This is a genomic window from Afipia carboxidovorans OM5 (assembly GCF_000218565.1).
GTDB lineage: Bacteria > Pseudomonadota > Alphaproteobacteria > Rhizobiales > Xanthobacteraceae > Afipia > Afipia carboxidovorans.
Window position 1 is genome coordinate 955,849 of record NC_015684.1, and the last position, 24,769, is coordinate 980,617.

General features: G+C 63.2%; 27 protein-coding genes. 14 read left to right on the top strand and 13 right to left on the bottom strand.

Annotated features, from left to right (window positions below; all coding sequences use genetic code 11):
• Positions 1 to 59 precede the first annotated feature (59 nt).
• Positions 60 to 686, bottom strand: a complete 627-nt coding sequence (locus tag OCA5_RS04535; RefSeq protein WP_012564344.1) for an outer membrane protein — start codon at positions 684 to 686, stop codon at positions 60 to 62.
• 219 nt (positions 687 to 905) lie between these two features.
• Between OCA5_RS04535 and uvrC the strand changes: the two genes are divergently transcribed.
• From uvrC to OCA5_RS04570, 7 genes are all read left to right on the top strand, one after another.
• Positions 906 to 2,990, top strand: a complete 2,085-nt coding sequence (uvrC, locus tag OCA5_RS04540) for an excinuclease ABC subunit UvrC (RefSeq protein ID WP_012564343.1) — start codon at positions 906 to 908, stop codon at positions 2,988 to 2,990.
• A gap of 82 nt (positions 2,991 to 3,072) precedes the next feature.
• Positions 3,073 to 3,684 carry a CDP-diacylglycerol--glycerol-3-phosphate 3-phosphatidyltransferase gene (gene pgsA / locus OCA5_RS04545; protein WP_013912880.1) on the top strand — a complete coding sequence of 204 codons (612 nt, stop codon included), beginning with the start codon at positions 3,073 to 3,075 and terminating at the stop codon, positions 3,682 to 3,684.
• Complete coding sequence (gene moaD / locus OCA5_RS04550) at positions 3,684 to 3,935, top strand: molybdopterin converting factor subunit 1 (protein ID WP_012564341.1); 252 nt, start codon at positions 3,684 to 3,686, stop codon at positions 3,933 to 3,935. Before pgsA ends, moaD begins: the two co-directional genes overlap by 1 nt.
• Before the next feature lie 61 nt (positions 3,936 to 3,996).
• Positions 3,997 to 4,470, top strand: coding sequence for a molybdenum cofactor biosynthesis protein MoaE (locus OCA5_RS04555; RefSeq protein WP_012564340.1), 474 nt, complete (start codon positions 3,997 to 3,999; stop codon positions 4,468 to 4,470).
• Between the two features lie 59 nt (positions 4,471 to 4,529).
• Positions 4,530 to 5,444, top strand: coding sequence for a 50S ribosomal protein L3 N(5)-glutamine methyltransferase (prmB, locus tag OCA5_RS04560; protein ID WP_013912881.1), 915 nt, complete (start codon positions 4,530 to 4,532; stop codon positions 5,442 to 5,444).
• Positions 5,445 to 5,464: 20 nt separating this feature from the next.
• Positions 5,465 to 5,929, top strand: coding sequence for a nucleoside deaminase (locus OCA5_RS04565; protein WP_012564338.1), 465 nt, complete (start codon positions 5,465 to 5,467; stop codon positions 5,927 to 5,929).
• Between the two features lie 207 nt (positions 5,930 to 6,136).
• Entirely contained in the window at positions 6,137 to 7,564 is a 1,428-nt protein-coding gene (locus OCA5_RS04570; RefSeq protein ID WP_012564336.1) for an MATE family efflux transporter, read from the top strand.
• Between the two features lie 66 nt (positions 7,565 to 7,630).
• Here OCA5_RS04570 and OCA5_RS04575 read toward each other — a convergent pair whose 3' ends face one another.
• Entirely contained in the window at positions 7,631 to 8,743 is a 1,113-nt protein-coding gene (locus OCA5_RS04575) for a branched-chain amino acid aminotransferase (protein ID WP_012564335.1), read from the bottom strand.
• Between the two features lie 263 nt (positions 8,744 to 9,006).
• On the opposite strand from OCA5_RS04575, the gene OCA5_RS04580 reads away from it, so the two are divergent.
• From OCA5_RS04580 to OCA5_RS04590, 3 genes are read left to right on the top strand one after another with little or no spacing between them, the layout of a single operon-like run.
• The gene (locus OCA5_RS04580; protein WP_012564333.1) at positions 9,007 to 9,528 is read left to right on the top strand and encodes a MarR family winged helix-turn-helix transcriptional regulator; all 522 of its coding nucleotides are present in this window, start codon (positions 9,007 to 9,009) and stop codon (positions 9,526 to 9,528) included.
• On the top strand, positions 9,525 to 10,250 hold the full coding sequence (locus OCA5_RS04585) for a response regulator (RefSeq protein WP_012564332.1): 726 nt from the start codon (positions 9,525 to 9,527) through the stop codon (positions 10,248 to 10,250). Before OCA5_RS04580 ends, OCA5_RS04585 begins: the two co-directional genes overlap by 4 nt.
• 46 nt (positions 10,251 to 10,296) lie before the next feature.
• Positions 10,297 to 11,685 (top strand): ATP-binding protein, encoded by a 1,389-nt coding sequence (locus OCA5_RS04590; protein WP_012564331.1) that lies wholly within the window; start codon positions 10,297 to 10,299, stop codon positions 11,683 to 11,685.
• Between the two features lie 33 nt (positions 11,686 to 11,718).
• On the opposite strand, the gene proC is transcribed toward OCA5_RS04590, so the two are convergent.
• The 7 genes from proC to lgt form a co-directional block, all read right to left on the bottom strand.
• Positions 11,719 to 12,552, bottom strand: a complete 834-nt coding sequence (gene proC / locus OCA5_RS04595) for a pyrroline-5-carboxylate reductase (RefSeq protein ID WP_012564330.1) — start codon at positions 12,550 to 12,552, stop codon at positions 11,719 to 11,721.
• A 120-nt stretch (positions 12,553 to 12,672) separates the two neighbouring features.
• Entirely contained in the window at positions 12,673 to 13,173 is a 501-nt protein-coding gene (locus OCA5_RS04600) for a type III secretion system chaperone family protein (RefSeq protein ID WP_012564329.1), read from the bottom strand.
• Positions 13,174 to 13,594: 421 nt separating this feature from the next.
• Entirely contained in the window at positions 13,595 to 14,590 is a 996-nt protein-coding gene (locus tag OCA5_RS04605; protein ID WP_012564327.1) for a ribose-phosphate pyrophosphokinase, read from the bottom strand.
• Positions 14,591 to 14,706: 116 nt separating this feature from the next.
• Positions 14,707 to 15,339, bottom strand: coding sequence for a hypothetical protein (locus tag OCA5_RS04610; RefSeq protein WP_013912883.1), 633 nt, complete (start codon positions 15,337 to 15,339; stop codon positions 14,707 to 14,709).
• Positions 15,340 to 15,428: 89 nt separating this feature from the next.
• The gene (gene pgeF, locus OCA5_RS04615; protein ID WP_012564325.1) at positions 15,429 to 16,193 is read right to left on the bottom strand and encodes a peptidoglycan editing factor PgeF; all 765 of its coding nucleotides are present in this window, start codon (positions 16,191 to 16,193) and stop codon (positions 15,429 to 15,431) included.
• Positions 16,190 to 17,299, bottom strand: coding sequence for a class I SAM-dependent methyltransferase (locus OCA5_RS04620; protein ID WP_012564324.1), 1,110 nt, complete (start codon positions 17,297 to 17,299; stop codon positions 16,190 to 16,192). Before OCA5_RS04620 ends, pgeF begins: the two co-directional genes overlap by 4 nt.
• Positions 17,296 to 18,156 carry a prolipoprotein diacylglyceryl transferase gene (gene lgt, locus OCA5_RS04625; RefSeq protein WP_012564323.1) on the bottom strand — a complete coding sequence of 287 codons (861 nt, stop codon included), beginning with the start codon at positions 18,154 to 18,156 and terminating at the stop codon, positions 17,296 to 17,298. Before lgt ends, OCA5_RS04620 begins: the two co-directional genes overlap by 4 nt.
• 218 nt (positions 18,157 to 18,374) lie before the next feature.
• Here lgt and OCA5_RS04630 point away from each other — a divergent pair, with 218 nt between their 5' ends.
• The gene (locus OCA5_RS04630; protein WP_012564322.1) at positions 18,375 to 18,629 is read left to right on the top strand and encodes an accessory factor UbiK family protein; all 255 of its coding nucleotides are present in this window, start codon (positions 18,375 to 18,377) and stop codon (positions 18,627 to 18,629) included.
• A gap of 158 nt (positions 18,630 to 18,787) precedes the next feature.
• On the opposite strand, the gene OCA5_RS04635 is transcribed toward OCA5_RS04630, so the two are convergent.
• Positions 18,788 to 19,870, bottom strand: a complete 1,083-nt coding sequence (locus OCA5_RS04635; RefSeq protein WP_012564321.1) for an HD-GYP domain-containing protein — start codon at positions 19,868 to 19,870, stop codon at positions 18,788 to 18,790.
• Positions 19,871 to 20,181: 311 nt separating this feature from the next.
• Here OCA5_RS04635 and OCA5_RS04640 point away from each other — a divergent pair, with 311 nt between their 5' ends.
• The 3 genes from OCA5_RS04640 to ychF all read left to right on the top strand — a co-directional run bounded on the left by OCA5_RS04640 (position 20,182) and on the right by ychF (position 22,765).
• Positions 20,182 to 20,904 carry a 50S ribosomal protein L25/general stress protein Ctc gene (locus OCA5_RS04640; protein ID WP_012564320.1) on the top strand — a complete coding sequence of 241 codons (723 nt, stop codon included), beginning with the start codon at positions 20,182 to 20,184 and terminating at the stop codon, positions 20,902 to 20,904.
• 15 nt (positions 20,905 to 20,919) lie between these two features.
• A complete protein-coding gene (gene pth, locus OCA5_RS04645; protein WP_012564319.1) occupies positions 20,920 to 21,525 on the top strand; it encodes an aminoacyl-tRNA hydrolase in 606 nt (201 codons plus the stop codon).
• A gap of 142 nt (positions 21,526 to 21,667) precedes the next feature.
• Complete coding sequence (ychF, locus tag OCA5_RS04650) at positions 21,668 to 22,765, top strand: redox-regulated ATPase YchF (protein WP_012564318.1); 1,098 nt, start codon at positions 21,668 to 21,670, stop codon at positions 22,763 to 22,765.
• Positions 22,766 to 22,785: 20 nt separating this feature from the next.
• Here the strand turns inward: ychF and OCA5_RS04655 are convergent, their stop codons facing one another.
• The 3 genes from OCA5_RS04655 to OCA5_RS04665 all read right to left on the bottom strand — a co-directional run bounded on the left by OCA5_RS04655 (position 22,786) and on the right by OCA5_RS04665 (position 24,697).
• Positions 22,786 to 23,094: a DUF4282 domain-containing protein gene (locus tag OCA5_RS04655; protein WP_012564317.1), complete on the bottom strand. Its 309-nt coding sequence runs from the start codon at positions 23,092 to 23,094 to the stop codon at positions 22,786 to 22,788.
• Positions 23,095 to 23,297: 203 nt separating this feature from the next.
• Positions 23,298 to 23,699 carry a hypothetical protein gene (locus tag OCA5_RS04660; RefSeq protein ID WP_012564316.1) on the bottom strand — a complete coding sequence of 134 codons (402 nt, stop codon included), beginning with the start codon at positions 23,697 to 23,699 and terminating at the stop codon, positions 23,298 to 23,300.
• A gap of 152 nt (positions 23,700 to 23,851) precedes the next feature.
• Positions 23,852 to 24,697, bottom strand: coding sequence for a hypothetical protein (locus OCA5_RS04665; RefSeq protein WP_012564315.1), 846 nt, complete (start codon positions 24,695 to 24,697; stop codon positions 23,852 to 23,854).
• Positions 24,698 to 24,769 lie beyond the last annotated feature (72 nt).

Here is a 24,769-nt window from a genome sequence, read left to right on the forward strand (position 1 = left end):
AAAACCCCGGGTGCAAGGCTCGGGGCTTGAGGTTTGATGATCTATGCGCGTTTGCGCGATCAGAAGTGGTAGTTCACACCAACCCGCACCGTGCTGAAGTTGTAGCCGTTCGGCAGGCCGTTGATGTTGCTGCTGTCGAGATCGACGTAGAGGTATTCGGCCTTCAGCGACCATGCGTTGTTGAGCGCGAATTCGGCGCCCGCGCCGACCGTCCATCCGGCCGAGACGTGGCTCGCCGAGTAGAACGGAGTCGAGCCCTTCAGCTCGCCGAAAGCGAGACCGCCGGTGCCGTAGAGCATGAAGTTCGGATTGAGAGCATAGCCGACGCGGCCGCGCACCGTGCCGTACCAAGGGTTCGAGAATTTCCACGCTGCGAAGGTATCATCGGCGCCGGTGGCCTGAATGTCGGCCTCGAGGCCGAACACCCACGGAGAGCCGAACTGCCAATTGTAGCCGCCCTGAACGCCGCCGGCGAAACCGGTCGGGTTGGTGCCGCTGTTGGAGACGCTGCCCCAGTTGTAACCGAGGTTGGCGCCGAGATAGGGACCGGCCCAGCTAAAGCCATTCAGCGGCTGATTGACGGTGTAGGGCTGCGCTGCCTGGCGGCGATAACTAAAATCGGCAGCCTGGGCGCTTGCGGCGCAGCTTGCGGCCAGAATCGCTACTCCGAGGGCCTTCTTCAACATTTTTACTCACTCCCGACGCATACGCCACCGAACTCGGACCACGCCGCAAAGGCGGCGGGTGCGGACCTTCGTGGTTACGAAAGTCCGTCTTTTCTGCGTAAAATTTATCGAGAGTTTTACGTTAAACACTTCTTAACGCGGGCTTTTCGGGGTGGAACGTTGTTAAGAGAACCTTACCTTCCGCTGGCCGCGGCGGGTTGCGATCACTAGTTTGAGCCCATGAAAAGCGACGATCATGAAGGATCGATGGCGCCGCCGGGGCGGCGCGCGGACGATCCGGTGACGGAGGCCGATAAGGCTGACCGCGCGAAGGCGGCTGGGTCCGCCGCGGATGTCCCGCCGCAGGACATCGACCTGGCCGTCACCAACCCGGAAGAAGACGACAGCGCGCTCCCCGAGGAGGTCGATGCTGCCGCGGAAGAGGAGGACGGCAGCCGCCTCGGCACCGGCCGGGCAGCCATCGAGAAGGCGGTGAAACTCGCTCCGACCTCGCCCGGCGTCTACCGGATGCTGAACGAGGGCGGCGATGTGCTCTATGTCGGCAAGGCCAAGAACGTCAAAAAGCGGCTCACGTCCTATACCCGCGTGAACGGCCACTCGGCGCGGATCGCGCGTATGATCGCGGCCACGATCACGGTCGAGATCATTTCGACCGAGACCGAGACCGAAGCGCTGCTGCTCGAAGCAAACCTCATCAAGCAATTGCGGCCGCGCTTCAACGTGCTGCTGCGCGACGACAAGTCGTTCCCCTACATCCTGATCACGAGCGACCATTGGGCGCCGCAACTCGTCAAGCATCGCGGCGCGCAAACACGACCCGGCCGCTATTTCGGGCCGTTCGCGTCGGTGGGCGCGGTGAACCGCACCCTGACGGCGCTGCAACGCGCGTTCTTGATCCGCTCCTGCACCGACTCTTTCTTTGAAGGCCGCACGCGGCCGTGCCTCCTGTTTCAGATCAAGCGTTGCGCGGGACCATGCACCGGCGAGATCGATTTTCCGGCCTATCGCAACCTCGTGCGCGAGGCGACCGACTTCCTCTCCGGCCGCTCGCGCGCGGTGAAGCAGGAATTGGCCGACGAGATGGAGAAAGCATCGGCCGCACTCGAATTCGAGCGCGCGGCGCTCTATCGCGATCGTCTTGCGGCGCTGTCGGCAATCCAGGCCCAGCAGGGCATCAACCCGCGCACGGTGGAAGAGGCCGACGTCTTCGCCATCCATCAGGAGGGTGGTTATAGCTGCGTGGAGGTCTTCTTCTTCCGCACCGGGCAGAACTGGGGCAACCGCGCCTATTTTCCGCGCGCCGATAAGTCGATTGCCGCCGACGAAGTGCTCGCCTCGTTTCTCTCGCAGTTCTACGACGGCAAGCAGCCGCCGAAACTGGTGCTGCTCTCGCACAAGATCGAGGAAGAGGCGCTGCTCGCGAGCGCGCTCACGGTCAAGGCCGGCCACAAGGTCGAGGTCGCAACGCCGCAGCGTGGCGAGAAGCGCGAACTGGTGCAGCACGCGTTGACCAACGCGCGCGAGGCGCTGGGCCGCAAGCTTGCCGATGCCGCAACGCAAACGCGGCTGCTCGACGGCTTGGTGCGTGCCTTGCAGTTGCCGCGCGCGCCGCGCCGCATCGAGGTCTACGACAACAGCCACATTCAAGGCACCAACGCGGTCGGCGCGATGGTGGTCGCGGGGCCGGAGGGTTTCGTCAAGAATCAGTACCGCAAGTTCAACATCCGCTCGGAAAACCTCACGCCGGGCGACGACTACGCCATGATGCGCGAGGTGCTGCAGCGCCGCTTCAAGCGGCTGCTTACGTCTGATGAGGCGACCGCCCGGCAGGGGGATGACGATGTGCCGCAATGGCCGGATCTCGTCATCATCGACGGTGGGCTCGGCCAGCTCAACGCGGTGTGCGGGATTTTCGAGGAATTGGGCGTCACCGGCGTGTCGCTGATGTCGGTTGCCAAGGGGCCGGACCGCGACGCCGGGCGCGAGACGCTGTTCCTGCCGGATCGTCCGGCCATAAAGCTCGAACCGCGCGATCCGGTTCTCTATTTCATTCAACGGCTTCGCGACGAAGCGCATCGTTTCGTGATCGGCTCGCACCGCAATTTGCGGCGGAAGGACATCCGCGAGGCCGGCTTGCAGGAAATTCCCGGAATCGGTCCGGCGCGCAAACGTGCGCTGCTGCGCCATTTCGGTACGCTGAAGGAGATCGAGCGGGCGTCGCTGGCCGACCTTGGCAAGGTTCCGGGCGTCAGTGCCGAGAGCGCCCGGCGGATTTTCGACTTTTTCCACCCAACCCGTTCGTGAAGAGGTTTGGCACCCTTACATACCCGCCAGACATACCTTTCGGTGTTGACCTTCCAGGCGGCACAGTATTGGTATCGGAGCCATGTCCAGTGTGACCACCCGCAAGTCGCTCAAACACTCGTTTGCGCTGCCGAACCTCCTGACCTACTCACGGATCGCGGCGGTGCCGATCGTGGCCGGCTGCATGTATGCGCAATCGGTTGCTCAGGGACCGCTCTGGCTGCGGTGGATCGCCCTTGCGGTTTTCATCGTCGCTGCCGTCACCGATTTCCTCGACGGCTATTACGCGCGGATGTGGAATCAGCAATCGGCGTTCGGGCGGATGCTCGATCCCATCGCCGACAAGCTTCTGGTCGCGGCCTGTCTTCTGATGCTCGCGGCTGACGAGACCATCCGGGGCTGGTCGCTGTGGGCGGCGTTCGTGATCCTGTGCCGCGAAATTCTGGTGTCGGGCCTGCGCGAATATCTCGCCGCGCTTCATGTCCGTGTCCCGGTGACGCAGCTTGCGAAGTGGAAGACCACGGTCCAGCTCGTCGCGCTCGGCTTCCTGATCGCGGGCGAGGCGGGTGAGGATATCCTGCCGGCGACGATCCCGATCGGGATCACGCTGTTGTGGATTTCGGCGATTGTGACGCTCTACACCGGATGGGACTATTTCCGCTCCGGCATCCATCACCTCGTGGAGGATGAATGATGAAGGTTCTCTATTTCGCATGGGTGCGCGAGCGCATCGGCAAGGCGGAAGAGACGATCGAGCCGCCCGCCGCCGTGCGTACTGTCGGCGACCTGATCGGCTGGCTCGCGGAGCAGGGCGAGGAATATGCCCGCGCTTTCGAGAAGCCCGGAATCATCCGCGCCGCGATCGACCATACGCATGCGAGGTCCGATGCGGCGATTGCGGGCGCGCGCGAGATCGCGTTCTTCCCGCCGATGACGGGCGGCTGAGACGCATGTTCCGCACAAACCGGATTTCCGGTCCGAGCATGCGTGAATTCGAGAAACGATCATGACGATCCCGATCACTGTCCGCGTGCAGCACGACGATTTCGACGTGGCGCTCGAGACGCGGATGCTCACCGCCAATCGGCCGGACATCGGCGCGGTGGTGAGCTTCGTCGGCATCTGCCGTGTCGGGGAGGATGACCTCGCGATTTCGGAAATGACGCTGGAGCATTATCCGGGCATGGCCGAAACCGAGATCCGCCGCCATGCCGAGGAAGCGCGCCGTCGCTGGCCGCTGGCCGGCGTCACCGTGATCCATCGTTTCGGCACGCTGACGCCGGGCGACAATATCGTGCTGGTGCTGACGGCATCGTCGCATCGCGAGGCGGCGTTTCAGGCTGCGGAGTTCTTGATGGATTATCTGAAGACCAACGCGCCGTTCTGGAAATCTGAGAAGCGTCTCACCGGTGAAGGCGGAGTCTGGGTCGAGGCCTGCGGCAAGGATGACGATGCCACCTCGCGCTGGGAGCGCAAATAGTGGCGCGCACCGCAAAGGCGAAAAAGAAAGCCTCCGCGCCGACGCGCCGCAAGGCGGCGATGGTGAAGCCTGCTGCCAAACCCGGCGAACTCGTTACGCTGCTCGATTACCTGCGCTATGCGGTGAGCCGCTTCAACGAGGCCGAACTTGTGTTCGCGCATGGCACCACCGATCCGGTGGCCGAGGCGGTGTTTCTCGTTACCGGTGCGCTGCATCTTGAGCCTGAACAGTTCGACGGCTTTGCGCAGGCGCGCGTCACCCGCACAGAGGCCGCAAAGCTGCTCGGCCTGATCGAGCAGCGCGTGCGTACGCGAAAGCCTGCCGCTTATCTCCTCAACAAGATCTACATGCGCGGCCTGCCGTTTTATGTCGACGAGCGGGTGATCGTGCCACGCTCGTTCATCGGCGAAATACTGGACACGCATTTCAGCGGCGAAAGCGAGATGCCGCTGATCGACGATCCGGGCAGCGTTTCGCGCGTGCTCGATCTGTGCACCGGCTCCGGCTGTCTCGCAATCTTGGCGGCGCAGACGTTCTACAATGCGAGCGTCGAGGCGGTCGATATCTCTAAGGACGCGCTTGCGGTCGCCGCGAAGAACGTCGCCGATTATGGATTAGAGGATCGCATCGCACTGCATCGGGGCAATCTGTTCGCGCCGCTTGGCGATGCGCGCTACGACCTCATCATTTCAAATCCGCCTTATGTGGATGCGGAAGGCATGTCATCGCTGCCGCCCGAGTGCCGGCACGAGCCGAAGCTCGCCTTCGATGGCGGACGCGACGGCATCGATATCGTGCGGCGGATCGTGAGCGAGGCGGGTGCGCACCTTACCCCGCAGGGCGGACTTCTGTGTGAGGTCGGCCGATGCCGCGAGGCGGTGGAGGATGCATTCCCGATGCTGCCGCTCCTGTGGCTCGATACCGAGGACTCGGAAGGCGAAGTGTTCTGGGTCGGCGCGCAGGACCTGCGCTGAACAAAATTCAGGAGGCATCCATGTCGGATACGGAGCGCTTTCTGTGCGAGGCGATCGAACTGGCGCGCAACAACGTCCGTAACGGTGGCCGCCCGTTCGGCGCGGTGCTCGTCAAGGACGGCAAGGTGATCGCGACCGGCGTCAACGAGATTGGTGCAACCGGCGATCCGACGACCCACGCTGAATTGCAGGCCATTCGCGCCGCAAGCCGAGTGCTCGGCACGCCGCGGCTCGATGGTTGTATCGTCTATGCGAGCGGCCACCCGTGTCCGATGTGCCTTGCGGCGATGCATCTCACCGGCATTCGCGAACTTGCCTACGCCTATTCCAATGATGAGGGCGAGCGCTACGGCCTGTCCACGGCGACGATCTATGCCGAAATGGCGCGACCGATTTCCGCGCAGTCGCTGAAGGCAACGCATGTTCCCGTTCGCATCGACGGCGACGACCCTTACGAGATGTGGACGGCGCGCGCCCAGCCGTAAGGAACCAATACCCGTCATGCCCGGCTTTATGCCGGGCATCCATGTTTTCAGCATTCGAGTTAGATAAGACGTGGATGGCCGGGACGAGCCCGGCCATGACAGTGGCGTTGCTCATGGCTCGCCTGCGGCCGCGCCGCTGGCCAAACCGCCGCGATCTTGCGATACCCCTGCGCTTTCCAATGCCGGTTCGCAACGTTAAAGGATCGCATGCTTTTCAAGCCTCGTCCGGACGCAGCCCTGCGCGAGACTTCGCATGGGGAGACTTTGCAGCGAGAAACCTGGCGCGATGAATTTCGCGCAACTCTCTCGCTTGCCTGGCCGCTGGTGCTGACCAACCTCGTACAGATCGCGCTCGCGACGACGGACATGATCGTGGTGGGGCGGCTCGGGCCAACCGCGCTTGCCGCCGCGACCCTCGGCTTCAACCTCTATCTCGCCGTGCATCTGTTCGGCATCGGCGTGCTCACTGCGACCTCGCCGATGATGGCGAGCGCGATTGGCCGCAAGCTGCACATGGTGCGCGACGTGCGCCGCACTTTCCGGCAGGGGCTGTGGACTGCGGCGCTGATCGCGCTTCCGTGTTGGGTCATGCTGTGGCAGGCGGAAGCGATCCTGATCCTGTTCCGGATCGAACCTGAGCTTGCCGCGGAAGCGGCTTCCTTCATGCACCATTTGCAGTGGGGCCTGTTGCCGTCGCTCGGCTACATCGCGCTGCGTTCGTTCGTCGCCGCGCTGGAGCGGCCGGCGTGGGCGCTGGTCGTCACCGGTTTCGCATTCGTCTTCAACATTCTTGCAAACTATGCGCTGGTGTTTGGCCATTTCGGTTTCCCGGCGATGGGACTCATCGGCTCCGGCACTGCGACCGCGCTGTCGAACACCGTTCTGTTCGCATGCTTCGTCGTAGTGGTGACTCGGGCCAGGCCGTTCCGCCGCTATGCGCTGTTCGGACACTGGTGGCGGCCGGATTGGCCGCGGCTGCGCACGCTGTGGCGGATCGGTCTGCCGATCGGCGCGACGATCATGTTCGAGATCACCGTATTCAACGCCGCCGTGTTCCTGATGGGGCAGTTCGGTACGGCGGCGATTGCCGCGCACGCGATTGCGATCCAGATCGCCTCGACGAGCTTCATGGTCCCGATGGGCGTCGGGCAGGCGGCAACGGTGCGCGTAGGGCTTGCCTATGGTGCGCGCGATGCCGATGCCGTCACGCGTTCGGGCTGGACTGCATTTGCGCTGGCGATCGGCTTCATGGCGTCGATGAGCGTGCTGATGCTGGCCGCGCCGCAGCTACTCATTGCCGCCTTCATCAACGTCAACGATCCGGCGAATGCCGCGGTGATCGGCCTTGCGGCGTCGTTCCTGATGTGGGCCGCGATCTTCCAGATTGCCGATGGTGCGCAGGTGGTCGGCGCGGGCATGCTGCGCGGGCTGCAGGATACGCGGGTGCCGATGATCTATGCCGCCGTCGGCTATTGGGGCATCGGCATGACGCTGAGCTTGTTGCTCGCCTTCAAGTTCGGCTTCGATGGTGTCGGCATCTGGATCGGCCTTGCGGTCGGGCTTGCCGTGGTTGCGTGCGCGATGATCGGGCGCTGGATGCGGCGCGCGCGACTCGGCCTCGTGCCCGCCAATTGAAAACGCCGCAGTGAAGACTGCGGCGTTCGATCTTTTGCAAATATATGGAAGCGGAGAGCGTGCCGCTCACACCACTTTGCGAATCCACTCGTGCGGATCGGCCGCGCGGCCGTACTGGATATCGACGAGTTGCTTGCGCAATCCCGTCGCGACCGGGCCTGCGGCGCCGCCGTTGATCTGGAAATCGCCGTGCGGCGAGCGCACCTTGCCGATCGGCGAGATCACGGCTGCGGTGCCGCAGGCAAAAGCCTCTTTCAGTTTTCCGCTCGCGGCGTCAGCTCGCCACTGCTCGATCGAATAAGTATCTTCGCGGACCTCTCTGCCGGCTTCCCGTGCGAGCTTGATAATCGAGTCGCGGGTAATGCCGGGCAGGATGGTGCCGAGCGGCGGCGTCAGCAGCGAGCCGTCATCGAACACGAAAAAGATGTTCATGCCGCCGAGCTCTTCGACATAACGGCGCTCGAGCGCATCGAGGAACACGACCTGATCGCAGCTATGCTCGATCGCCTCGGCCTGCGCGCGCAGGCTTGCGGCGTAGTTGCCGCCGCATTTGACGGCGCCGGTGCCGCCGATCGCGGCGCGGGTGAAATTCTCTGATACCCAGATCGAGACCGGCGCAGGGCCCCCCTTGAAGTAGGAGCCGACCGGCGAAGCAATAACGGCGAAGATGTATTCGGCCGACGGCTTGACGCCGAGGAACACCTCGTTGGCGATCATGAAGGGCCGTAGATAGAGGCTGCCTTCGCCGCCGGGAATCCAGTCGTGGTCGATGCGCACGAGTTGCTCCACGGCCTCGATAAAGACGTGCTCCGGCAACGGCGCCATCGCCATCCGCTCGGCCGAATTCCAGAAGCGGCGTGCATTGGCGTCGGGACGGAACAGGTTCACGCCGCCGTCATCGCGCTTGTAGGCTTTGAGGCCTTCGAAAATTTCCTGGGCGTAGTGCAGCACTGCGGTCGCGGGATCGAGTGCGAAAGCCGCGCGGGATTCGACGCGCGCGCTGTGCCAGCCCTTCGCGGTGCTATAGCGGACGACCGCCATGTGATCGGTGAACACCTGGCCGAAGCCGAGGTTGGAGAGCTTGGCGGCGCGCTCGGTCTCCGGCGTCGGATTCGCTGTCGGGCGAATCTCGAAATTCAATAGCGCCGCGCCGTCGATCTTGTCGAAGGACACGCCCATGGTTGCTCTCCCGTTTGTTGTACGCTGCGGCTGCGCTGCGTGGCTGCGCGCCATGCCTTTGCGGCGGTGTTCTTTACGATTTCGCGAAATCCGTGAAGTCCAGTATGTTTCGCGCCGGGCAGGCGGACAATCGCGACTTTGCGCCGTTGCCTTTTAATCCCTGGAGGACATTCGGGAGACGGCCGAGATTTTCCGAAAGTTTCACAAAAGACATCTGCTTTGTAACGTAACACCAAAAATATGTCAACATGACTGACATAAGTATGAGAACCTTGAAAACCGACAGTGCAAAAGGGCAAACGCCGGCATCCGAGGTCCGGTGGGACATCGTCGAGCTTCTGTTTTTCGCCTATCGCGATTTCGTCGGCGACGCCGACCATGTGCTGGAGGAGTTCGGCTTCGGCCGCGCCCACCATCGTGTGATGCATTTCGTGCAGCGCTACCCCGGCCTCAAGGTCGCCGATCTTCTGCAGGTGTTGCGCATCACCAAGCAGTCGCTCGGCCGCGTGCTGAAGCAGCTCCTCGATGAGGGTTACATCGTCCAGCGCGCCGGCGACAGCGATCGCCGCCAGCGTCTTCTTTTTGCCACGCCGAAAGGCGAAGCGCTTGTGGTGCGGCTTGCGAGCCTGCAGACCCGCCGCATCGAGCGGGCGCTGGCCCCGCTCGGCCGCGAGGGCGCGGACAGCGTGCGCAAGTTCCTGCTCGGCCTGATCGACCATGACGATCCCGACAAGGTGCTGCAGACCATTCTCAAGGGCCGGGGAGAAATGAGGACGAGGGCGTGAACGAGGCAGCGGCCGGCGAGAGAAAGCCAAGACGGATCGACGACGAGGCGCCGCATCTGTTGCTCGTCGACGATGACCGCCGCATTCGCGATCTGCTTTCGCGCTTTCTCGGCAATGAAGGCTACCGCGTCACCACCGCGCGGAGTGCTGCTGCGGCGCGCGCCAAGCTGACCGGCCTTGATTTCGATCTCCTGATTCTCGATGTGATGATGCCAGGCGAAACCGGCTTCGAGCTGGCACGGGCGTTGCGTGAAACCTCGCAAGTGCCGATCATCATGCTGACTGCGCGCCATGAGGCGGAAAGCAGGATCGAGGGTCTGCAGATTGGTGCCGACGATTACGTCGCAAAGCCCTTCGAGCCGCGCGAGCTGTTGCTGCGGATCGCCAACATCCTGAAGCGTGTGGCGCCGATCGCGGTGATGCCGGTGGAGTCGGTGGCGTTCGGGCCTTACGTCTATCATCTCGAGCGCGGCGAACTGCGCAACGGCGATGAGGTGATCCACCTGACCGACCGCGAACGCGAGATGCTGCGCATTCTTGCGTCTGCGCCGGGCGAGACGGTGTCGCGCGCAATGCTGACCGGCAACGGCAATAACGGCAACGAGCGGGCGGTCGACGTGCAGATCAACCGCCTGCGCCGCAAGATCGAGCGCGATCCCGCCAATCCGCTGTTCCTGCAGGCGGTGCGTGGCATCGGCTATCGACTGGTTGCCTCGCCATGACCGTCGCTGTCCGCCTAGCCGCTGCTCGCCCAATCGCTGTTCGCCCATGAGTGCGCTTGTCTCCGCAAAATCGATGTTAGGCGCGCTCGGGCGCGGACTCTCGACGCTGAACGGCTGGTTCGGCCGTGGCCTCAAAGAGCTGATGCCGAAAGGCCTCTATGCGCGCGCGCTGCTGATCATCATTGTGCCGATGGTGATCCTGCAGTCGGTGGTGGCGTTCGTATTCATGGAGCGTCACTGGAACACGGTGACCCGGCGGCTCTCGGCGGCGGTGGTGCAGGACATCTCGGCGCTGATCGATGTCTACAAATCCTATCCGCAGGACAAGGATCGTGTGCAGCTTCGCCGCATCGCCCAGACGCGGCTTGGTCTCGTGGTGGATTTCCTGCCGCCGAACGACATGCCGGCGCCGGGGCCGAAGCCGTTCTTCTCGCTGCTTGACCAGACGCTGTCGCTGCAATTGAGCCGCCAGATTGGCCGGCCATTCTGGATCGATACGGTCGGGCGCTCCAACACGGTCGAGATCCGCATCAAGCTCGAAGACACGGTAATGCGGATTTACGCCCAGCGCAGCGCCGCCTATGCCTCGAACTCGCAGATCTTCATCTTCTGGATGCTCGGCACGTCGTCGATCCTCCTGATCGTCGCGGTCCTGTTCCTGCGCAATCAGATCCGGCCAATCCTGCATCTTGCCGATGCCGCGGAGAATTTCGGCAAAGGCCGCGATGCGCCGAATTTCCGCCCGCGCGGGGCGCGCGAGGTGCGACGCGCGGCGCAAGCCTTCATGGAGATGAAGGAGCGTGTCGAGCGCAGCCTCGAGCAGCGCACGACGATGCTTGCAGGCGTGAGCCACGACCTGCGTACCATCCTTACCCGCTTCAAGCTTGAACTCGCCTTGCTCGGCGATGCGCCGGAAGCCGAGGGCATGCGTAAGGATGTCGATGAGATGAGCGGCATGCTCGAGGATTATCTTGCGTTTGCGCGCGGCGACGGCGGCGAGCAGGCTACATTGACCGACATGGCGCAGGCGCTGGAGGAATTGGCCAGCGACGCCGAACGCCATGGTCATCCGGTGCGCGTGGCCTTCGAGGGCGACCCGATGGTCACGGTGCGCCCCGCATCGTTCAAGCGCTGTCTCGCGAACCTCGTGTCGAATGCCGCGCGCCACGCCGACACAATCGCCATCACCGGCTTTCGCGATGACCGCTGGCTGACGGTGACGGTGGACGATGACGGCCCCGGCATTCCGCTGCAGTTGCGCGAAGAAGTCTTCAAGCCGTTCCTGCGGCTCGACGATGCACGCAATCAGGACGAGGGTGGCAGCGGGCTCGGCCTTGCCATCGCCCGCGACATCGCCCGCGCTCATGGCGGCGATATCACGTTGGCCGACAGCCCGCTCGGCGGCCTGCGCGCTGCGGTGCGTGTGCCGGTGTAGCTCTTTTTCCCTCTCCCACAAGGGGAGAGAGAGTTACTTCGCCAGTTCTTTCGAGCGTTTTGCCGCCGCCGCCACGGCGCGCGTCAGCAGCGGCTGAAAGCCGTTGGCACCCATCAGCACGTCGAGTGCGGCCGCTGTGGTGCCGCCGGGCGAAGTCACGTTCTTCCGCAGCGTCTCGCTCCTCAATTCCGAGCGGTGCAGGAGTTCGCCTGCACCCGCGACCGTCTCGCGCGCAAGCCGCGTTGCCAACTCAGGCGGCAGCCCCGCTGCAACACCGGCACGGGCAAGCTCTTCCGCTAGCAGGAAGACATAGGCCGGGCCGGAGCCGGAGACGGCGGTGACGGCATCCATCAGCGTTTCGTCCTCGATCCATTCGACAAGGCCGGTTGCGCGCAACAGCGCATCGGCAATGGCGCGCTGTGTATCGCCAACGCTCTTGTCCGCCACTGCAACGGTGGCGCCGCGTCCGATGGCGGCAGGTGTGTTGGGCATCGCCCGCACCACCTTGCCACCGCAGGCTTGCGCGAGCTTTGCGATCGGTACGCCTGCCATGATCGAGAGGACGAGTGTCTCGGGCCCGACATGCTTGCGCAATTGCGGCGCGGCATCGGCAAACATCTGCGGCTTCACCGCCAGCACCAGCGCATCGACGCCGCTCAGCGCGTCGTGATCCGGATTGATGCGAAGGCCCTGCGCAGCGAGCTTTGTGATGTCGGCGGACGGTGCAGGGTCGATCACCGCGAGCTTGTTCGCGGCAACACCTTGCGCGAGCCAGCCGGCGAGCATCGCGCTGCCCATCTTGCCCGCACCAGCGAGCAGGATCGTGCCGTTAAGCTTGGCAAGAATATCGGTGTGAGGTGAGGTCATCGTTCCAACGCCGCATCGCCCCGCGAAGGCGGGGACCCAGAGGCAATTTGTATGTCAGGGTGATACTTGCAACAAGCCGACCAATCGGCTGGTTGCGATGTTTCAGGCCGGGTCTTCGTCCTAGGCTTCGCCCACGGTATCGAACATCGCCGCCGACATGGCATCCGTCGCGGTCTTGCCGCTCCAGACCACGAACTGGAAGGCGGGGAAGTAGCGCTCGCAGGCCATCACCGCCGTCTCGAACATCATTTCGCACTGCGCGTTGGTGGCGGTGAGGTTGCGCGGCAGCAGCAGCGACTGGCGGTGCATCACCATGCCCGACTGCGACCAGAGATCGAAATGTCCGACCCACATCTGCTCGTTGGCGGCGGCGATCAGGCGCTGCACCTCGGCGCGGCGGCCAGCTGGAATCTTCATGTCGAAGGCGCAGGCAACGTGCAACGCCTCGATCTCCGGCATCCATGTGAAGGATACCTGATAGTCGGTGAAGTGGCCCTTGTAGACGATCGTGACTTCGTCTTCGCCTGAGCGCTCGAAGGCGAGATCGTTGTTGGCCGCAATTTCCTCGACGACCGCGAGCGGGCTGGATGTTGAATCGAGAGTGATGTCCAGAAGGGACATGCCGGTTTCATCCTGTGGCTTGGTGCACGCGAAACGAGGGCAAAACGGTTCGACGGTGATCCCGTCGCAAATTCGAGTGGCTTCGTCAGGCCGTATCGAACGTGCCCGAGAATTGATCTGTGATTTGCGACTCCGGCGCAATCGACCGGGGACTCGTTCCACAGGCATTCAGAAAAAAAATGCAGTCATCAACAGGCGAAACGAGAACAAACCGGAATCAAATCGACGGTTACGAGTCTCGCGCAAAATCTTCGCGCGATGCGAGTCCCGCGAACTGTCTGCAAGCGCCTCGGCGTTAGCCGGCGCAGGAGGATTCCGCAGGCTGAAAATGAGTCGGGATGCGGGCGAGAACAGGCGTCTCGCTTAAGCAGCGGAAGATGATCGAAGATGGAGGAGGACGAGGCGGACGCGAATGGTCGCGTCAGTCGAACAGGCTCGACACCGACTCTTCCGACGCCGTGCGGTCGATCGCTTCGCCGATCAGGTTCGCGATCGAGAGCGTGCGGATGTTGGGCGCGTTGCGTACCGCCTCGGTTGCCTGGATCGAGTCGGTGATCACGAGCTCCTTGAGCTTCGAGGCGGTGATGCGGGCGATGGCACCGCCCGAGAGCACGCCGTGGGTGATGTAGGCGTAGACTTCCTTGGCACCCTTGGCGAGCAGCGCGTCGGCCGCGTTCACCAGCGTGCCGCCGGAATCGACGATATCGTCGACGAGCACGCAGGTGTAGCCGGTGACGTCGCCGATCACGTTCATCACCTCTGACTCGCCCGCGCGCTCGCGGCGTTTGTCGATGATGGAGAGCGGCGCGTTGATGCGCTTGGCGAGGCCGCGCGCGCGAACCACGCCGCCGACGTCGGGTGACACCACCATCACGCTGCCGAGGTCGAAGCGCTCGCGGATGTCGCGGACCATCACCGGCGCGGCGTAGAGATTGTCGGTCGGGATATCGAAGAAGCCCTGAATCTGCCCGGCATGCAGGTCGAGCGTCATCACGCGATCGGCACCGGCATGGGTGATGAGGTTGGCGACCAGCTTGGCCGAGATCGGCGTGCGCGGTCCCGCCTTGCGGTCCTGCCGGGCGTAACCGAAATAGGGCACCACCGCGGTGATGCGGCGCGCGGAGGCACGACGCAACGCGTCGATGATGATGAGCAGCTCCATCAGGTGGTCGTTGGCCGGATAGGATGTGGACTGCACCACGAAGACGTCGGAGCCGCGGACGTTTTCCTGAATCTCGACAAAGACTTCCATGTCGGCGAAGCGCCGGACCACGGCCTTTGTCATCGGCAGGTCAAGATGGGCGGATATGGCCTGAGCCAGTTCCGGGTTGGAATTGCCGGTGACGAGCTTGATCGAACCGTTCTTCGCCGACGCGGAGACCTTGTCGCGCGTCTTCGTTCCTACGCTCGTCAGCATGTCGGCAGGTCCCTGTTATTCGGCTCTTGGCAGCTCTTGGCAGTTGCCGGGGTGATAACAAGCGCATACCGCTGCTGGCAATAAGTCTTACGGTGTTTTTCCGGTGAATCTCGCGGTTACTGGCCGCTGAAGGCGAGCGCCTGAGGCGCGGCGTCAGCAGCAGGGGCGCTATCTCCCGGCAATGCCGCCACGGCGGGGCCGGACGCTTCGGGAACCGGCGGGGCCGGGCTTGCCGGGGTGCCGCCGTTCACCAGCGTGGCGAGCCCGACGAGGCCTGCCTGGGAAATCTTGCGCAGCACGGCGTCGTCGGCGGCGTCCCAGGCATCGCGCCCGGCCGCGCCTGCGGGTTCGGTGCCGCTCAGGCGCATCGCTCGGCTCTGGTCGACGTCATAGACATCCCAGACCCATGAAATCGAGGCGCGGCGGCTGCCACGCTCGACCTGCGCGGCATAATAGCTGCGCACGCGATAGGAGGGGTTGGCGTCGCGCGAGACCACGGAAATGTTGCGGGTGGCGCCTTCAGCCTCGAGCACGCGGACGAGCCGCTGAAACACCTGCGGCGGTGGGCCATCCACGGAATCGAAAGCGACCGTCGGGCCGAAACCCTGCGAGGCGGTCGGGCTCGGCCCCTGCGCCGTGCAGCCTGCCGCAAGCATCGCCAGCGCGCCGAGCACGAGCCAGCGCAGGTGCCGTGCGGGACCGTTGTGGCCCGCTGCCGTCTTTGCACTTGAAAGCGTCAAGTCACGCATCCCCGCCAGCGTCTGTCGCGCTGTAGGTCCAAGCGATATCGTTAAAATGCGTTAAGGTCTAGGGCAGACCCGGAGATGCCACGGCTTGGTTAATCCAGCACCAGCGCGTGGATGTTGCGGCCGTAGTCGGGTTCCGCACGGTGCGTGGTACGGCGATAGCTGAAGAAGCGCGCATCCGCATAGGTATCGAGCCCGACATCGTCGATATGTGCGACGCCAGCGCTGTCGAGCCGCGCGCGAATAAAGCCTGCGAGATCGAACATTGCATGGTCCGCACGCGTGGAGGCGGTGAAGTAGCGCACGTTAGCGGCATCCGTCGCGGTGAAGCGTTCCACGAACTCCGCGCCGACCTCGTAACTCTGCTGGCGGATCAGCGGGCCGATCGCCGCGTGGATATTGCTGCGGTCTGCGCCGAGTTTTTCCATCGCAGCAAGCGTCGCCTCGATCACGCCGCCGAACGCACCTTTCCATCCAGCATGGGCCGCGCCGATCACCCGTGCGTTTGGATCGGCGAACAGTACCGGCCCGCAATCCGCGGTCGAGATGCCGAGCGCGATCCCGGCCGTCCGCGTCACCATGGCGTCAGCATGCGGGCGGGCGTCAGGCGTCCATGGTTCGGTGACGATTGCGACATCAGGCGAGTGCACCTGATAGAGTGCCAGAAGATGCGAGGGCGCAACGCCGAGCGTCCGCGCCATGCGGCTGCGGTTTTCCGCGACATGCGCGGGATCATCGTTCGAGCCGAGCCCGCCGTTCAGGCTCTCGTAAATGCCTTGGGACACGCCGCCCTCGCGGGTGAAGAAGGCATGGCGCAGACCCGGCAGGCCCGACAGTAGGGATGATGTGACGATCATGCCGGACCGTTGGAGTCAGAGAGTGCTGCAAGCGTCGTGATCGACGGATGTGACAGGCCGAGCACCTTGAAGAGCGAGCCCATCGCCTTCGGGCCGCTCTCGACCAGCCGCTTCAGCGCACTCGCGACGTCGCTCGCGCTTTGCGAGGCGGAATGTTTGATCAGCGTCTGTGCGCGGGTCTCGATGCCGAGCTGCGTGAGAAACGCGCCCTGTTCGACGGGGCCGTGGGTGAGAACGCCCATTGTCTGCGCGGCGTCGGCCAGTGCCTGGAAATCGACATGGGCGGTCAGGTCCGCGGTGCCGGGCGTGCGCAGCGGATCGGCGTATTCGTGCCGTGCGACGGCCTGGAAGGTGTCGCCGGCGTCGCTGCGGATATGGCCGTAATCGATCAGCAGCGCGGCGCCACCGAATTCGCGGATGCGGCGTGCGATCGCCATGATCTCGTTGGTCTCGCGCCATTCGAAGATGGTGCCGTTCGGCGCGTTGCGGACATGCGGCGGCACCGACACCCCGAAGCGCGGCGTCGGCTCCGGCGCGATGGTGTAGGCGAAAGCGTCGTCGACGAGACCCACCATCCGCTCGTGCCAGCCGGTCTCCTGCTTCACCATCTGATGGATCGGCAGGGCGTCGAAATATTCGTTGGCGAGAATGATCGCCGGGCCGTCGGGCACGTCACCGAGCAGATGATGCCACTGGAACGGTTTGACGTCGGCGAGCGTGTCGCGCTGAACCGCGCGCAGCGACGGGCTGAGTTCGATCAGGTGGACTTCGATTGCCTCATAGAACGCCGGTAGAATCCGGATCGCGCGCAGTGCGTCCGCCATCATGGTGCCGCGGCCGGGGCCGAGTTCGATCAGTTGCACGCGCTCGGGCATACCCATCGCATTCCACACCGAGGCTGCCCACAGGCCGATCAGCTCGCCGAACATCTGTGAGATTTCCGGCGCGGTGATGAAGTCGCCGCCGCGGCCGAGCGGATCGCGGCTGACGTAATAGCCGTAGTCCGGATGCGTCATGCAGAGCTGCATGTAACGGGCGACCGGCATCGGCCCGGCGGTGGCGATGAGATGACGCAGATAGTGTTCGAGCGGGGAGTGTTCGGTCACGATGCCTCATTGTTGCGACGGCGCAGGGCTGCACCGATGAATGCCAGTCCGGCGACGATCATGGGGACGGACAATATCATTCCCATCGTCAAGCCACCCCACAGAAAACCGAGCTGCGGGTCCGGTTCACGGAAAAATTCGCCGGTGATGCGCGCGAGGCCGTAGCCGGTGGCGAAAATGCCGATGATGAGGCCTGACCGCTTCAGCGCACCGGCGCGGATCGCAATTGCGAGGATGATGAAGAGCAGGATGCCTTCAAGCCCGGCCTCATAGAGCTGGCTCGGGTGGCGCGGCAGCGGCCCGCCGGTCGGGAAGACCATCGCCCATGGCAGGCTCGGGTCGGCATGCCGGCCCCACAATTCGCCGTTGACGAAATTCGCAAGCCGCCCGAGCAACAGCCCGATCGGGCCGACCGCGCAGGTGACATCGCCGAGCGAGAGAACAGGAATCTTGCGCCGGTATCCGAACGCCAGAACGGCGGCGACGCAGCCGAGGAAGCCGCCGTGGAATGACATGCCGCCATTCCACAGCTCCAGCATCTGCAGTGGATGGGCGAGGAAGAAATCGAAATTGTAGAACAGGACGTAACCGATCCGCCCGCCGAGAATGATGCCGAGCGTCACCCACAGGATGAAGTCGTCGAAATCGAGCGTCGTCATCGGCGCAGGGCCGCCCCACAGCCGCTCGGTGCGAATGATGCGTCGGGCATAGAGCCAGCCGAGCACGATGCCGCCGATATAGGCGAGCGCGTACCAGCGGATCGCGAGCGGCCCGAGATTCAATGCGATCGGATCGAACGCCGGAAACTGGAGCAGGAGCGGGATCAGCGTTGCGGTGAAGAGGATGGTAAACAGCATCGGCGGGCGATCCCGTGGCGGTCGTCTCGGTGCGGTGATGGCCGTTGCGGCGGGCGAAAGTCAAGCGTGGCTCTGTCTTACACCATCAAAGCATCGTCAGATGAGGTCTCAGATCATGTCTCAGATCACTTGCGCACGCGCCTTTCGATCCCCATTGTGGGAACAACACCCGGCCATCGTGATGATCGAGGCCGCTTTGGGGCCATTGGGAGAATGAGATGACCCAGACCAGCAACCGTTTTTTTGATGAAGTCGCACGCCTGATGAACGATGCCGCCGGCGCCGCCCAGGGTGTCAAGCGCGAGATCGACACGGTGGTGCGCCATCAGGCCGAACGCATCCTCAACGATCTCGATCTCGTCAAGCGCGAGGAATTCGAGGCACTGAAGGAGATGGCGCGGCTCGCACGTGAGGAAAACGAGGCGCTGAAAGAGCGGCTCGCAGCGATTGAGGCGAAACTCGGCGGCGCCTAGCTCTCGGCAGCAGCTAACCCAATGTGTCATTGCCGGACATAGCCCGTCAAAGACGGGCGTGAACGCCTTTTGACCCGGCAATCCATCATTTTTCAAAAAAGATGGATGCGCGGATCAAGTCCGTGCATGACGAATTCTGCCTCAATAAGAAATGCCTGTTACGCCCCGAGCGCCACCGGCCGGAACGCCTGCAGGAGCGGCTGATCGATCTGCGTGTGCATCCGCTCCATCACCGCGATCGCGTCCTCATGCGACATCGGCGGACTGTCGGCGCGATCCTCGACCAGCATCGCGAAGATGTCGATGATCGTAATCATCCGTACGATGTCCGAGATCTGATCGCCGCGTAGCTTTTGCGGATAGCCGGTGCCATCAAGCAGTTCGTGATGGTGCAGCACGACGTCGAGCATCTCCGGCGGAAAATCGCCGTGGGCTTTCAGCACCTCGTGGCCGATCTCCACATGCTTGGCGAAAGCGGCTTCTTCCTCAGATGTCAGCGCCTCGGTCTTGTCGAGGATCGCCAGCGGAACGTACGCCTTGCCGACATCGTGGATCAGCGCGGCGCGGGCGAGGCGACGCTGGTCTTCGTTGCGCATGCCGAGGTGCTGGGCGAAAGCGACGGCATAGCCGGTGACGAACAGCGTGTGCCGATAGCTGCGTATGTGATGCTTGTTGATGGCCACGAGCCATTCGCGCAGGCCCGAGCGGCGTAGCGCACGCAGGATTTTGTCCTCGGCGCGCACGACGTGATTGTAGGAGAGCGGCTCGCCCGCGGGCAGCTTCTCGAACATGCGGACCATGACGTCCTGCGCGGCCGAGACGCCTTCGCTGAGGACGATGCTTGCGCTCGTCTCTTCCTCCGTCTGAGGGAAGGAGAGAGCAAGGCGCTGCAGAATGGTTTTGGGATCGAATGGCCACCGGATGGTATCGGTCGCACCGAGCGACCATGCCTGCGTCGCTTCGCGATGCAACGAATCCGACAGCACGAACAGCCGCGGCATGCCCTGATAGGCCTTGCCGGTCAGCTTGCGGCGCACGGTCTGCACACTCGGCACGGACGACAGATCGATATCGATCACGATGCCTGCATAGCTCTGCGGATCGTCCGGCATTTCCGCGGTCGTTATCCGCTCAACCTCGCCGGCATTCATCAGAATGGCCGTCAGGTCTTCGCTGCGGTCAGCGCGGTCTGATGCAAGGAGCACGCGCCGCCGGGCGGCGGAGCTGTATGCAAGCGTCATCTTGGCCTCTTCTGAAACCCTGAAACTGTCGTGGGGCCGCCGGCTGTTCTGCCGGCCGCGTGACCCTAGGGGTAAAGTTCCGATAAAACCGTTTCGGAACCCTTAGAATTTTAAGGGACGCGAGGTTTGCCGGCTGCTCCCAGTGGCCCGGCCCGCCGAAGCGGTGTCCCTGCGGGATTCCTTGTGTTTTGGGGCCATTTTGGCTAAGAACCGCCTCGTTCGCGGCCCCCGCACCCCTGGAGGCTTGCCGCGGCGACCGATCGGGCCGCGTTTGCGGCCCTTAACTTTTGTAAAAACAAGGACTTACCAAAATGGCGACCGTCAAGGAATTGAAGGCGACCGCTCGTCCGAAGGCCGGCAAGGGGGCCGCTCGGGCTGAACGTCGTGCTGGCCGCGTGCCGGCTGTGATTTACGGCGACAACAAACCGCCGGTGACGATTTCTCTCGATGACAAGGCTCTGCGTCAGAGCATTTTCGCGGGCCACTTCCTCACCACGCTGTTCAACATCGATCTGGACGGCCAGAAGTACCGGGTGATTCCGCGCGACTACGCGCTCGATCCGGTGAAGGATTTCCCGCTGCATGTCGATTTCCTCCGCCTCGGCGAAGGCGCGACCATCCGCGTCAGCGTTCCGCTGCACGTCAAGGGCGCCGAACTTTCTCCGGGCGTGAAGCGCGGCGGCACCGTCAACATCGTGAACCACACGGTCGAACTCGAAGCCGAGGTCGATCATATTCCGCAGTTCATCGAGGTCGACGTTTCCAAGCTCGAGATCAACAACTCGGTGCACCTCAACGATGTTGCGCTGCCGAAGGGCGTGAAGCCGGTGTTGCGCGAGGGCATGACGCTTGTGACCGTCGTTCCGCCGTCTGGCATGGGCGAGGAAGCCAAGGGCGGTGCTGACGCTGCGGCGGCTGCGGCCGGTGCGGCTGCGCCTGCGGCCGGTGCTGCGGCGCCTGCGGCTGGTGCTGCGAAGGCTCCTGCGGCTGCTGCCGCCAAGGCTCCCGCGGCCGGCGGCGACAAGAAGAAGTAAGAGAACACCCGCGCCATGCGCCTGTTCGTCGGACTGGGCAATCCCGGATCGAAGTACGAAGGCAATCGGCACAATATCGGGTTTATGGTTGTCGACGAGATTGCGCGGCGTCACGGTTTCTCACCGTGGCGCCGTCGTTTTCAAGGCGAGACCTCCGAGGGCGTGCTGGGGGGCGAACGCGTCGTTCTGCTGAAGCCTGCGACCTACATGAACGAATCCGGCCGCGCGGTGCAGGAGGCGGCGAAGTTCTTCAAGCTTGGCGAGAGTGAAGTCGTGGTGTTTCACGACGAGATCGAACTGCCGCCGGCGAAGATGCGCGTGAAGGTCGGCGGCGGCATCGCGGGCCACAATGGCTTGCGCTCGATTTCGGCGCATCTCGGCAACGAATATCGCCGCGTGCGCCTCGGTGTCGGGCATCCCGGCGTCAAGGAGATCGTGCATATCCATGTGCTGAACGACTTTGCGAAGTCCGAGCGGCCGTGGGTCGCGGCGCTTTGCGAAACGGTCGCGGAGCATGCGGAGCTTCTGGTGTCTGGTAAAGACTCTCAGTTCCAGAACAGGGTGCACCTTGCGATGGATGCGAAGGGATTTGCGACGGAGAACAACGGCGGGAAGGACTGACACCGATACTTCCCGAACAACGATGTGGTCATGGCCGGGCTTGACCCGGCCATCCATCTTTCAAAGAAGATGGATACGCGGGCCGAGCCCGCGTATGACGATTAGAGCCAACCGGTAGACCTGCCATAATCGAAAGAAGATCATGGGATTCAAATGCGGCATTGTCGGACTGCCGAACGTCGGTAAGTCCACGCTGTTCAATGCGCTCACGGAAACCGCGGCAGCGCAGGCCGCGAACTATCCGTTCTGTACGATTGAGCCGAATGTCGGCGCGGTCGCGGTGCCGGACCCGCGCCTCGACAAACTTGCTGAGGTGGCGAAATCGGCGCAGATCATCCCGACGCAGCTCACCTTCGTCGACATCGCAGGTCTGGTGAAGGGTGCCTCGAAGGGCGAAGGGCTCGGCAACCAGTTTCTTGCCACCATTCGCGAGGTGGATGCGGTAGCGCATGTGGTGCGCTGCTTTGAGGATTCCGACATCACCCATGTCGAAGGACGTATCGCGCCGCTTGAAGATATCGAGACCATCGAGACCGAGCTGATGCTTGCCGACCTCGAAAGCCTCGAGAAGCGCGTCGACAATCTGAGCAAGAAGGCGAAGGGCGGCGACAAGGATTCCAAGGAGCAGCTCGATCTCGTCGAGCGCGCACTGAAGCTGTTGCGTGACGGCAAGCCCGCGCGCTTTCTCGAGCGCAAGGCGGAAGAGGAGCGGGCCTTCCGCATGCTCGGCCTGCTGACCTCGAAGCCGGTGCTTTACGTCTGCAACGTCGAAGAAGGCGCGGCGGCTGACGGCAACGCTTTTTCAAAGGCCGTGTTCGAGCATGCGAAGAAGGAAGGCGCAGTAGCAGTTGCCATCTCCGCGAAGATCGAATCCGAAATCGCGACGCTGTCACGCGAGGAGCGCGTGGATTTCCTCGAAACGCTTGGGCTTGAAGAGGCCGGTCTCGATCGCCTGATCCGCGCCGGTTACGACCTCTTGCATCTCATCACCTACTTCACCGTGGGCCCGAAGGAAGCGCGTGCCTGGACCATCACCAAGGGCACCAAGGCGCCGGCCGCGGCAGGTGTGATCCATACCGATTTCGAGAAGGGCTTCATCCGCGCCGAGACCATCGCCTATGACGATTACGTCACGCTTGGCGGCGAAGCGGGTGCGCGCGATGCGGGCAGACTGCGTCTCGAAGGCAAGGAATATGTCGTCGCCGATGGCGACGTGATGCATTTCCGTTTCAACACCTGATTGAAGTTCGCAGTCGCGGTTCAGAACCGCGGCTGCGCTTCGCTGCGCCCCTGTTCGCGGATGGCGCCGAGATGCTCGTTGATCCGGAATATGATCAGTACGAGTTCGGCAATGATGCGCGAGAACACGATGCCGGCGACGACGCCGGCGATCGCCATCAGCACCATGATGAAACCGGCGAACGGACTCACCGCCATCTGCAACAGCCCGCCGAAGATCCCCGAGATGCCGCTCAGGATGACGAGCGCAATCACAAGCCAGTAGAATGTCTTGATGATCGTCGGAGTGATGAAGCGATCCCACTGAAAAAGATCGTTGAACTGGAACATGCGCAAATCCCCATGTTGCGTTTGTTCGAATTGTTGCACGACGCGTGCGCCGGAGAAAGTCTGCGGCGCTGCTGTTTTGCGAAGGATATTTAACGAAAGAGTATGTGGCGATGCGGGTGGCGGCAGGAAATCCTGCCGTGCGGCGCGCCAACGCCAAGGCCGCCCGGGCGGGCGGCCTTGCGGAAGAAAGGCTCTGGCAGAACTTACTGTTCGGAAGGCCGCTTCCACTGCGCGAGGCTGTCCGCGATCATGCGGGTCGACTTCATCGCGGTCTGGCTCAGTTGCGCGAAGCTTGCGAGCTCACGCTGCACGCGCTGGCCTTCCTGATGCATGAAGGCACGCAGGCCTTCGAGTTCGGCAATCAGGGTGTCGATCTCGTTGGCGGACGCACCAGCCACGCGCTGGATCAGCGTGTTGACGTTATTGACGGTCGCTTCCGCCGCCGCATCCGGCGTGTCGCCATTGCTGAGAATCGAGGGCGTCTTGCGCAGATAGGCGATATCGTTGCGGACGAAATCGCGGATGCCGGCTTCGACATCGGTGACGGCTGCGAGATTGTCGGCGATCTCGTGTTCGTCTTCCTTCTCGGACGGGATGGCGTTCATCGGCTTTCTCCTTTTCGCAACGCTTGCGAGAGGTCGCCCCTCTCACGACGACGTGAGGGCGCATTACCTCCGCCGATCATGACGAGAACGAGGCCGGAGTGAGGCAATCTCAGACGCTTTTTATGAAAGGGATAACGATATAATACGCGCGCCTACCAATGATATTTGTAGGCCGCGGTGATGCTCCGGCTATCGGGGCCATCAATGGTTTGTGCAAGCATCCCGGTGATGCTGACTCCGCCGAACAGCTTCTGCTCGGCGCCGACGCGGCCGAGCCATTTGTTGTCGAGTGTCGACATGGTCTCGCCCGCGATGAAGCTCGTGCCGGTGTTGCGGAATTCGAGTTTTGCGGAGCGGTCGGCCTCAACGCTGCGGCCGGTGCGCGGGCCGAGCCCTGCGATCGGTGCATCAAGCGGCTGCGCAACAGCGTAACCGTTCTTCACCGTGAGTGCGTATTGATTGTTGTCGAGCGGAATCGTCTTGCTGAGCGCGGTGCCGAATCGGCTCTGATCGGCGGCCGGATCGAGCCGCGCTTCGATCGCGGTTTTGTCCCAGATGCCGGCGACGCCGGGTGCGCTCATGCGTGCCCAGGCGCTGCCGCTCGATTGCAGCGAGGATGTATCGCCTTGTGCACGGCGCGCGAGCAGGTCGGCCGACGTCACGGGCTCGCCGGAAGCGACACTCATATCGGCACCGACCTTGGTGTCCCAGAACGGAAGCAGCGGCCGTTTCACGGTCACGGCAGCGCCGCCGTCATCCCGCGTGGTGCGATCCCACTTCGCTGCGGCGGCGCTCGAAAGTGTGGCCGGCCCGCGATATTTGATCGGTTTCTCGATCGTCACCGGGATCGAGGGATCGAGCAGGCTCCATTCGAGTGCGGTCGGCTCCGGAATATCGGTCGCGGTGACCTCAGTCGCGGGCTCCTGGTCGTTCGAGGATTCGTCCTGCGCATGCGCGTGCGCCGCCACCGCCGAGAGCGTCAGCAGCGCGACGGGCAAAACGAACCCCGCCCGAACCTGGCTTGGAACTCTGATGTGAAAAGAAATCATCGGTTTCTCGCAAGACGGGGC